Origin of the sequence: Mesorhizobium sp. M7A.F.Ca.CA.001.04.2.1 (genome assembly GCF_003998485.1) — a bacterium.
Lineage (GTDB): Bacteria > Pseudomonadota > Alphaproteobacteria > Rhizobiales > Rhizobiaceae > Mesorhizobium > Mesorhizobium ciceri.
Genome location: NZ_RZQT01000180.1, coordinates 1 through 9,748, shown reverse-complemented (window position 1 = coordinate 9,748; position 9,748 = coordinate 1). Strand labels below are relative to the sequence as shown.

Below are 9,748 nucleotides of genomic sequence, written 5' to 3'. Positions count from 1 at the left end.
GCCCCTTTTGTGAGCATAGCCATATCATCGGCTCGCGCAGCACGCCGACTTCGTCCGGCGCTGCCGTCTGGCGCATCACGATCGCCAGATCAAGGCCGCCAGACTGCAGCGCCTGCGCCAGCTCGGCGGAACGGCCGACCCGCAGTTCGATCCTGACGCGCGGATGGCTGCCGGCGAAGGCACGCAGCAGATCCGGCAGGCCGCTGTCGGCGAAATCCTGTGTCGTGCCGATGGCAACGCGCCCGGCAGCGCGGGCGCCCTTCAGCGCCAGCCAAGCCTCGCGATGGGCGGCAAGAATGCGCTTGGCGTGGCCGACGAGATCCTCACCCGCCGGCGTCAGACCACGTCCCCGCCCTTGCGGCGCCAGCAGCGGCTCACCGACGATTTCCTCCAGCCGCTGCATCTGGGCGGTCACCGCCGAGGGCGAACGGCCGATGCTTGCAGCCGCCTGGGCCAGCGAGCCGCTGTCGACGAAAGCAAGGAAGGTTCGGAGCAGATCTGGATCCAGTGTTTCCATACTTCGATATTATCGAAGCTTCAGTTAAAAACAATTCGATTTTTTTGATCGAAAGATGATGGCATGGTTGTTCAACGGGCGATCGGACGCCCCGCAAGCCAAGGAGAAGAAAAATGCCCATCATCAACATCAGCGTCGCCGGCAAGCCTGACGCGGCGCTTTCCGCTCGCATCGCGAAGGAGGCCACAGAAATCACCGCGACGCAGCTGCGCAAGGACCCGACGATCACGGCAGTTGCCGTGTCCTACGTCGATCCGCAGCACTGGTTCGCCGGCGGCAAATCGCTGGCCGAGCACGGCACCAACACGTTCTGGCTTGATATCAAGGTGGTCGACGGCACCAACACCAAACTTGAACTGGAGGCCTATCTGAAGGCGATCTTCGCTGCCTTCGGCCGTCTGCTGGGCGGCGTGCACGAGGAGAGCTACGCCTTCGTGCATGAAGTGCCGGCAGCCGCTTACGGCTATGGCGGCAAGACCCAGGAATTTCGTTTCATCAGTGGACGGCTGCAGGCGGCATGAGAAGCAGCTTCCCGCACCGGGGAAGCAAAAGCTGCGCATTGACCTTGTTCCCACATCGTCTAGGTTCTGGCCGACACGGCCGCAAAGAGCCGAGATGCTAAAAACGTTGGGAGAGACGCGGCATGATCCTGACACTGGCGCTGCTTGCGGGTCTTGTTCTGGCTTGGCTGCTGATCGGCGTGGCGGAAAAATTCCGCCTCGGCCTGCGCTTCACCCAGGCGCTGCTCTATGTTCCGTTCAAGCTTGCCTACCGGATCGAAGACAGCCGCATCAGGATCGCCCGCAAGGCGCAGGCTCCAGTCATCTACGTCATCTCGCATCAATCGCGCTTCGAGCCGGCGCTGATGCTGTCGCTGCTGCCGGAAGACACGCTGCATATTCTCGATGAGGTCTCGGCGCGCTCGCCCTGGCTCGAACCCTGGCGCGAGCTTGGCCGCACCATCGCCTTCAACGCCGAACATGTCTTCGTCAGCCGCCGGTTGGTGCGGGTGCTGAAGGGCAAGGGCCGGCTCGCCGTCTATCTGCCGGATGCGGTCGAGCCTGACGTCAAGACGTTTCGGTTGTTTCGTGCCGTCACCCGCATCGCCATGCAGGCCGATGCCAAAATCGTGCCGATCTTCGTCGGCGGCGCACGCAGCCTGCCGGTGTCGCTGACGCCCGCGGACAAGGCGCCACGACACTGGTTGCCGCAGCTGTCGATCAGCGTGCTGGAGCGGATGACCATCGCCGAACTGGTGGCGCGCAACCCCGAGCAGGCCTCGAACACCAACGCGCTGTTCGACCGTGTCGCCGAGGCGCGGCTCTTCGGCACCGACCTCGATCGCGGCCTGTTCCTGGCCATGCGCGATGCCGCAGACCGCGTAGGTGCCTCGCACCCGATCATCGAGGATGTCATCTCCGGCGCGCTGAGCTACCGCAAGATGTTCATCGGCGCCCGCGTCCTGGGCAGGCGCTTCGAGGCGGTGACGGCTCCGGGCGAGGCGGTCGGCGTGATGCTGCCCAATGCCAACGGCGTCGTGCTGTCGCTCACCGGCCTTCTGTCGGCCGGCCGGGTGGCGGCGATGATCAACTATACGGCCGGGCCGGCGAGCGTCACCGCGGCCGTACGCACGGCGGTGATAAGGACCGTGATTTCGTCCCGCGCGTTCGTCGAGAAGGCCGACCTTGCCGATATCGTCGCGGCGGTCGAAAAGGGCGGCGCCAGGCTTCTCTGGCTCGAGGATGTGCGGGAGAGCGTCACCGCGCTGGACAAGCTTGCCGCCGCCTTGCTGTGGCGCTGGCCGCTGCAGCGACAGGACGCGGCCAAGCCGGCGGTGATCCTGTTCACCTCGGGCTCGGAAGGCACGCCGAAGGCAGTCGTGCTGTCGCACAAGAACCTTTACGCCAACGCCATGCAGGCTGAGGCGCGCATCACCATCTCGCCCGCCGACATCCTGCTCAACGTGCTGCCGGTGTTCCATTCGTTCGGCCTGACGGGCGGCACCATCCTGCCGCTGGTCACCGGGGTAAAACTGTTCCTCTACCCCTCGCCGCTGCACTACAAGATCATCCCCGAGGTTGCGCGCAAGGTGAAACCGACCATTATGTTCGGCACCGACACTTTCCTCGCCAACTATGCGCGCACCGCCAAGGACGGCGATTTTTCCAGCCTGCGCTTCGTCGTTGCCGGCGCCGAGGCGGTGAAGCCGGAAACCCGCCGCGTCTATCGCGAACGCTTCCAGGCCGAGATCATCGAAGGGTTCGGACTGACAGAGGCGGCACCGGTGGTTGCCGTCAACACGGCAATCCATGGCCGCGACGGCACGGTCGGCCGGCTGCTGCCGGCCATGCGCATGAAGCTTGAGCCGATCGAAGGCATCAGCGATGCCGGCCAATTGTGGCTCGACGGACCGAACCTGATGATGGGCTACATGACCGCGGACCGCCCCGGTGAATTGCAGCCGCTGACGGGCTGGCACGACACCGGCGACATCGTCGCTGTCGACCGCGAAGGCTTCATCACCATTCGCGGCCGCGCCAAGCGCTTCGCCAAGATCGCCGGCGAGATGGTGTCGCTGGGTGCTGTCGAGATGCTGGTGCAGTCGCTGTGGCCGGAAGAACGCCATGCGGCGGTAGCGGTGCCGGACAAGAGGCGCGGCGAGCGCATCGTGCTGGTCACCACCGCCGACGACGCCAATCCCGACGAGTTGCGCAGATTCGGCAAACAAGCCGGCGCCGCCGAACTGATGGTGCCCAACGACATCGTCAAGGTCGAGGAAATCCCGGTGCTGGGTTCGGGCAAGACCGACTATGTCTCGACCCGAAAGCTGGCGATCGACAGGCTGGGGCTCGGCGTCGCGGCCTGAGTCGGATCAAGCACTTCCGCCGACCTTCTAACCTATATCCGAAGGCGGTACCTTCTCGCCCTCCAGCTTGGCGCGTTTCGAATAGGCGCGCACACTGAACGGCAGGAAGATCAGGTAGCCGGCAACCGAAGCGGTCAGCGTGTACCAGGGGTAGGTCATCAGCAGCAGTACGTAGAGCACGACACCCAGGATGATCGGCAACACCCTGTCGCCCGGGATTTTCAGACTCTTGCCGGAATAGACCGGCAGCCGGCTGACCAGCAGGAAGGCGACCAGTATGGTAAAGCCGGTGGCGACGAAGGCCGCTGGACGACTGGGCTCCAGCCCTGTGCGCAGGAAATAGAGATAGAGCGGCAGCATCACCAGCACCGCGCCCGCCGGCGCCGGCACGCCGACGAAATATTCGGACTGCCATATCGGGCGATCGGCCTTCTCGTCATCGAGCACGTTGAAACGGGCGAGGCGCAGCCCGCAGGCGATGGCGAACAGCAGTGCCGCGATCCAGCCCGGCGAGCCGGCGCGGTCGAGCAGGAAGGCATAGAGCACCAGAGCCGGCGCCACGCCGAAATTGACGATGTCGGCCAGCGAATCCATCTGCGCGCCGAATTTCGAGGTCGCCTTCAGCATCCGCGCCAAGCGGCCGTCGATGCCGTCGAGGAAGGCGGCAAGCAGCACCATCACCACCGCCGGCTCGAAGCGACCTTCGAAGCCGAAGCGGATGCCGGACAGGCCGGCGCAGATGGCGAGCACGGTGACCAGATTGGGCAGCACCATGCGCATCGGGATTTCGCGGATGCGCGGACCGCCGCTGGCATGGGCCTCGAACTTCTTATACTGCGTGCCCACGGCTCAGGAAATCCGCACGAGGGGTGTGCCGGCGACACCGCCGAATTCGGCCAGCACGGTTTCACCGCCGACCGCTGTCTGGCCGACGGCAACGCGCGGCGTGGCGGTCAAGGGCAGGAAGACATCGACGCGCGAGCCGAAGCGGATCAGGCCGAAACGCTCGCCGGTGCCGATCGAGCCGCCCGCCTCGGCCCAACAGACGATCCGCCGCGCCACCAGGCCGGCGATCTGGACGGCAGCGACCGTGCCATTGGGGCTCTCGATGACCAGGCCGTTGCGCTCGTTCTCGGTGCTGGCCTTATCCAGTTCCGCATTGAGGAATTTGCCCGGCCGATGTTCGATTTTCGCAATACGGCCGCGCACCGGGGCGCGGTTCACGTGACAGGAAAAGACATTCATGAACACCGAGATGCGGGTCATCTCGACATTGCCGAGGCCGAGTTCGCGCGGCGGCACGGCGGGTCCGACCGCCGAGATGATGCCGTCGGCGGGGCTGACCACCAGGCGGTCGTCAATCGGGGTGACGCGCTCGGGGTCGCGGAAGAAATAGACGCACCAGGCGGTCAGGATCAGGCCGATCCAGAACAGGATCGAGGAGAAATAGCCAAGGAAAAGCGTTGCCGCGCCAAAGGCCGCGATAAAGGGATAGCCTTCGCGATGGATCGGTACGAACGCGTTCTTGACCGTATCGACAAGGCTCATCGGGTGTAAACGGGCTCCGTTTCAGGTGGGGCCTCAATAGCCGAAAGCCCCCCTCGCCGCAACGCAACAATCGGCGGCGCGGGCGAACGGGCAAGGGCCTGTCGCCTCAGGATAGCCGAACGCTCCGCGTTCGTGAGGTCGCGACCGGCTCGCATGCCTGTGCCACTGGCGTCAGAATTTCGAGACAATCAGCCCAGATCAGTTGGCACCATCGGCTTCGGCGCGCACAAAATGTTCTTCGATCTCAAGCCTATGGGCATCCGCCAGCGGATCTTCGGCGCCCGACCTCAAGAGCGCGCTCCCGTTGGGAGAGGACACCAAAAACAGCAGTCTACCGTCAGCAGCAACTGTCCAACTGACGACCGATCCTCCCTCGCTCGGAATCAGCATCGATGGCAAAGCAACTGCTCCTGCCGTATCAATTCCAGCCCTGCGCAAAAGAAGGTCGAGGGCTGCTGGTGCCCCGTATTCATCAGCCAGTTCGATGACTGTCGCTATTGAATCAGCGCCGACATGCGACAGCTTCAGACCGACACGTGGAGCACCTTCGCCAAGTAACTCATCAACGCTATCGACCGGTCCGAGGTCGAGTTGCAGTTCTGTACCATCAGCAGCCAGGTACTGGTATGCAGCCGCATGCGTTGGCGTGACTACGCACAAACGCACCCTGCCGGCGTTGGTTACGACCGGAAATGTCATCTGCTTCTCGCCATCTATGCCCAACCTCCGTCCTTTGCCGAGCCCGAGCTTAACCTCGGGCTGCGGCAAAGCTGCACAGGCGAGCCCGATGCCCACTTCAAGTCGGCTCGTCATCACTGCTTTCAGATGGAACACCGAACGATGGCGCAATCGAGGTTCGCGCCTGGGGTTGGCCATCACAATGTCAAGAGTGGCCTCCTGGCATTCGGCATCGTCGACAATCTCCAGTTCAGGCCAGGAGGCTATCCAACCCACTGCGCGGGCAAGCATCGGGACGCTGTCTTCCTCCTTGTAAAAAAGATCGTCGAGTCCATCAAGGAAATCAGCGCGGCCACCTTCGAATCCAGTCTGTTCCTCCGCTTCCTTGGGATGTTCCCGGACCCAAGCAACCATCTGTTTCAAAATAGCTAAATGGTTTTCTGCTCGCATTCCAGCCAAAGCCAAATGCACATCCGAGGTGACTTTATCGAGGTGATCACGGTAATTGTGAATAAATTGGCTATGGCCGCCATTAGCCACTTCCATCCCGTATAGGTAAGCGTGAAAAAACTGCCTCGCTGACGGCGGTATTTCGTGATCTTTGTAGAGGCCCTGATCAAACATTGCGGTCACGAAATCCATGACTGCAGTCACGAGGTCAGCAACGTAGTTTTCCTTAGCGGCGCGCTCGACTGCTGAAAACGGGACAACAATTGAAGTCACGCGCGGACTGGCCGTCGGTTGCTCCGGCTGGTACGCCGAAATCGTTGTCGACTGCTGCAGCCTTTTCTTTCGCGAAAAAATTCCGAACATTCCAAAGCCTTCTTACCCGGAGGAAAGCAATACCGGTAGATCAGAGTCTGTCAGCAGAATATCACTTGGAAAAGTGGATAAAAAGGCGCTTGAAATTCATTTTCACTGCGTCTTACCAATATTTTGAAGAACACTTCAACCGATAGTTTGAAGAACACTCCAAAAACTGACCTCGAGGCTTCGTCGCGAACTCAGCAAAGAGCAGCCAAACCAAAATTATCGGTTCTGTGCCTGTCGGCAGACCGCTGCCTCGCCCGTCCTTGGTGAGACAGCGCCATCATGGACCATTTGGCGATGCTGACGCACTCAACAAGGAGTCCCCTACATGCAGAAACCACCTGCCCCCCAAGCGCATCTCGTCACTGCCGGTCTCGCTTTCGGCGAGTCGCCGCGCTGGCATGACGGACGGCTGTGGCTTTGCAACTGGGGCACCGGCGAGATTATCGCCGTCGATGCCGACGGCAACCGCGAGGTCATGCTCACCGTACCGGCTGTCCTGCCCTACTCCATTGACTGGCTGCCGGATGGCCGCCTGCTCGTCATCTCCGGCCGCGAAGGGCTGCTGCTACGACAGGAGGCCGACGGGAGCCTCGTCACTCGCGCCGATTTGCGTGACCTGTCGAAAAGCCCTTGGAACGAGATCGTCGTCGACGGGCGCGGCAACACCTATGTCAATGGCGGCGGACCGGCGCCGGCTTCTGGCGAGCATTTCAGCCCCGGCACCATCGTGTTGATCACGCCGGACGGCGCGGTCCGGCAGGTGGCGGAAAATATCGCCTTTGCCAACGGCATGGCAGTGAGCCCGGACAACAAGACGCTGATTGTCGCGGAATCCCATGCCAATCGGCTGACCGCCTTCGACATTGCCGCCGACGGCAGCCTTGCCAACCGAAGGGTCTGGGCCGACCTCGACGGCTATCCCGACGGCATCTGCCTCGATGCCGAAGGGGCGGCCTGGTATGCGGATGTTCCCAACAAGCGTTGCGTGCGGGTGCGTGAAGGCGGCGAGGTGCTGCAGACAGTGACCGTCGATCGCGGCTGCTTTGCCTGCATGCTGGGCGGCACCGACAGGAAAACGCTGTTCATTCTCGCCGCCGAATGGCGCGGCTTCGAGCATATGCTCAGCGACGCCCGCACCGGCCAGGTGTTCAGCGTCGAAGCGCCGGCACCTGGCATCGGCTGGCCGTAACAGCCTTGCTACAGCCCGGGAACCCTCTGATAGTTGGCGATGTCGGCGCGAACGCCGAGCCGGGCGATCGTCTCCTGCGGGTTGAAGGCGATGCGCTCGTGCGCGGCCTTGACGATCGGCACGACATTGTCGACGGCCGCCTGGCTTTCCCATTCGACGATGGTGACGAGGTTGAATTCGCCCGGCCCGGAGAATTGCTCGAGCAGGAAATCCTGCACGAAGCCATGCTGCAGGCGCAGCAATTCATGCGTTGTCCTGACCTTGGCGAGTATCTCCTCGCGGGCGCCGGCCGGGACGACGAATTTGTCCACCCTGAACACGCTGCCGCCGTTAACAGTCTGATTTATCTTGCTCATTTCGATTGCTCCGTTCCTGGATCATGGTGTTTTTTGGGCTCCAGGAACGGCCTACAATCTCAACTTAAGTTGAGATCAAGTGCAAAAATCAGATCACACGCCGAACCTTCAATTCACCTCCGACGTGCGCCGGCGGACGATGACACCAAGTTCGTCGCCTTCGCGAGCCAAGCGCAGCCGCTCTTCGGCCTCGGTCGCCTCGCGCTGGCGGTCCCACATCGAGGCGTAGAGGCCATGCTTGCGCATCAGCTCGGCATGGGTGCCGCGCTCGGCGATCTGGCCGTCCTGCAGCACGATGATCTCATCGGCCGTGATCACCGTCGACAGGCGGTGAGCGATGACGATGGTGGTGCGGCCACGGCTGACCAGATCGAGCGCGGCCTGGATCTCCTGTTCGGTGTGGCTGTCGAGCGCCGAGGTCGCTTCGTCGAGCATCAGGATCGGCGGCGCCTTCAAAATGGTGCGGGCGATTGCCACGCGCTGCTTCTCGCCGCCCGAAAGTTTTAGCCCGCGTTCGCCGACCATCGACTTGTAGCCGTCAGGCAATCGCTCGATGAACGGGCCGATCTGAGCGAGTTCGGCCGCCTTGCGCATATCCTCCTCGCTGGCACCGATGCGGCCATAGCGGATGTTGTAGGCGATGGTGTCGTTGAACAGCACGGTGTCCTGCGGCACCATGCCGATCGCCCCGCGCAGGCTCTCCTGCGTCACGTCCCTGATATCCTGGCCATCGATCAGCACCTGGCCGCCCTGCACGTCGTAGAAGCGGAACAGAAGCCGCGAGATGGTCGACTTGCCGGCACCCGAAGGCCCGACAATGGCGACGGTCTTGCCGGCCGGCACCTCGAAGCTGATGCCCTTCAGGATCTTCCGGTTCGGGTCATAGGAGAAGTGCACGTCGCGGAACTCGACCTTGCCGGCGCTGACCGCGATTGGCCTGGCATCCGGCTTGTCGACGATCTCCTGCGGCACATCCAGCAGATCGAACATCTGCTCGATATCGGTGAGCCCCTGGCGGATTTCGCGGTAGATGAAGCCGATGAAATTGAGCGGCACCGACAGCTGCATCAGCATGGCGTTGATGAAGACGAAGTCACCGACCGTCTGCGTGCCGGCCTGCACTTCGAGCGCCGACATGCACATGACGATGACGGTGCCCAGGCCGAAGATGATGCCCTGCCCGAAATTCAACCAGCCAAGCGAGGTCCAGATGCGCGTCGCGGCGACCTCGTAGCGTGCCATGGAGCGGTCGAAGCGCTCGGCTTCCATGCCCTCATTGTTGAAATATTTCACCGTCTCGTAGTTGAGCAGCGAATCGATTGCCTTGGTGTTGGCGTCGGTATCGCTGTCGTTCATGTCGCGGCGGATCGAGATGCGCCAGTCGCTGGCGCGGACCGTGAACCAGACATAGACCCAGACGGTGACCGCGACGACGACCACATATTTCCAGCCATAGGTGTAGGCGAAGATGCCCGTGGTCAGCGCGAATTCGAGGATGGTCGGCGCCGTGTTGAGCATGATGAAGCGCACGATCGTCTCGATGCCCTTGGTGCCGCGCTCGATGATGCGCGACAGGCCGCCGGTGCGGCGCTCGAGATGGAAGCGCAGCGACAGTTGGTGCATGTGAACGAAAGTACGGAAGGCGAGCTGGCGCACGGCATATTGGCCGACGCGGGCAAACAGCGCGTCGCGCAACTGATTGAAGCCAAGCTGCACCAGGCGCACGACATTGTAGGCGACGACCAGCATGACGGGCGCCAGCAGGAAGCTCGGCAGCGGCG

General features: G+C 62.5%; 9 protein-coding genes. 3 read left to right on the top strand and 6 right to left on the bottom strand.

Annotated elements, in window-relative coordinates:
• On the bottom strand, positions 1-517 hold a 517-nt coding region (locus tag EN955_RS31630), incomplete at its 3' end, for a LysR family transcriptional regulator (protein WP_127223528.1).
• A gap of 113 nt (positions 518-630) precedes the next feature.
• Here EN955_RS31630 and EN955_RS31625 point away from each other — a divergent pair.
• Both EN955_RS31625 and EN955_RS31620 read left to right on the top strand, forming a co-directional pair.
• The gene (locus tag EN955_RS31625; RefSeq protein ID WP_024504332.1) at positions 631-1,038 is read left to right on the top strand and encodes a 4-oxalocrotonate tautomerase family protein; all 408 of its coding nucleotides are present in this window, start codon (positions 631-633) and stop codon (positions 1,036-1,038) included.
• Between the two features lie 122 nt (positions 1,039-1,160).
• Positions 1,161-3,383: an AMP-binding protein gene (locus EN955_RS31620; RefSeq protein ID WP_024504333.1), complete on the top strand. Its 2,223-nt coding sequence runs from the start codon at positions 1,161-1,163 to the stop codon at positions 3,381-3,383.
• Between the two features lie 27 nt (positions 3,384-3,410).
• Here the strand turns inward: EN955_RS31620 and EN955_RS31615 are convergent, their stop codons facing one another.
• From EN955_RS31615 to EN955_RS31605, 3 genes are all read right to left on the bottom strand, one after another.
• Positions 3,411-4,157 carry a phosphatidylcholine/phosphatidylserine synthase gene (locus tag EN955_RS31615; protein WP_224621703.1) on the bottom strand — a complete coding sequence of 249 codons (747 nt, stop codon included), beginning with the start codon at positions 4,155-4,157 and terminating at the stop codon, positions 3,411-3,413.
• A 75-nt stretch (positions 4,158-4,232) separates the two neighbouring features.
• Complete coding sequence (locus EN955_RS31610; RefSeq protein WP_024504334.1) at positions 4,233-4,931, bottom strand: phosphatidylserine decarboxylase; 699 nt, start codon at positions 4,929-4,931, stop codon at positions 4,233-4,235.
• 198 nt (positions 4,932-5,129) lie between these two features.
• Complete coding sequence (locus EN955_RS31605; RefSeq protein WP_024504335.1) at positions 5,130-6,422, bottom strand: DUF4375 domain-containing protein; 1,293 nt, start codon at positions 6,420-6,422, stop codon at positions 5,130-5,132.
• 325 nt (positions 6,423-6,747) lie between these two features.
• Here EN955_RS31605 and EN955_RS31600 point away from each other — a divergent pair, with 325 nt between their 5' ends.
• Positions 6,748-7,611 carry an SMP-30/gluconolactonase/LRE family protein gene (locus tag EN955_RS31600; protein WP_024504336.1) on the top strand — a complete coding sequence of 288 codons (864 nt, stop codon included), beginning with the start codon at positions 6,748-6,750 and terminating at the stop codon, positions 7,609-7,611.
• 8 nt (positions 7,612-7,619) lie between these two features.
• On the opposite strand, the gene EN955_RS31595 is transcribed toward EN955_RS31600, so the two are convergent.
• Together EN955_RS31595 and EN955_RS31590 are read right to left on the bottom strand one after the other, a co-directional pair.
• Complete coding sequence (locus EN955_RS31595; protein ID WP_013532546.1) at positions 7,620-7,967, bottom strand: antibiotic biosynthesis monooxygenase; 348 nt, start codon at positions 7,965-7,967, stop codon at positions 7,620-7,622.
• Between the two features lie 108 nt (positions 7,968-8,075).
• Positions 8,076-9,748 (bottom strand): ABC transporter ATP-binding protein/permease (locus tag EN955_RS31590; RefSeq protein ID WP_164769937.1); only part of this gene is annotated, 1,673 nt, incomplete at its 5' end.

Excerpts from the sequence above, each read along its gene's own strand:
- EN955_RS31625 (WP_024504332.1), top strand. The coding sequence starts at position 631 with ATGCCCATCATCAACATCAGCGTCGCCGGCAAGCCTGACGCGGCGCTT.
- EN955_RS31620 (WP_024504333.1), top strand. The coding sequence starts at position 1,161 with ATGATCCTGACACTGGCGCTGCTTGCGGGTCTTGTTCTGGCTTGGCTG.
- EN955_RS31615 (WP_224621703.1), bottom strand. The coding sequence starts at position 4,157 with ATGGTGCTGCCCAATCTGGTCACCGTGCTCGCCATCTGCGCCGGCCTG.
- EN955_RS31610 (WP_024504334.1), bottom strand. The coding sequence starts at position 4,931 with ATGAGCCTTGTCGATACGGTCAAGAACGCGTTCGTACCGATCCATCGC.
- EN955_RS31605 (WP_024504335.1), bottom strand. The coding sequence starts at position 6,422 with ATGTTCGGAATTTTTTCGCGAAAGAAAAGGCTGCAGCAGTCGACAACG.
- EN955_RS31600 (WP_024504336.1), top strand. The coding sequence starts at position 6,748 with ATGCAGAAACCACCTGCCCCCCAAGCGCATCTCGTCACTGCCGGTCTC.
- EN955_RS31595 (WP_013532546.1), bottom strand. The coding sequence starts at position 7,967 with ATGAGCAAGATAAATCAGACTGTTAACGGCGGCAGCGTGTTCAGGGTG.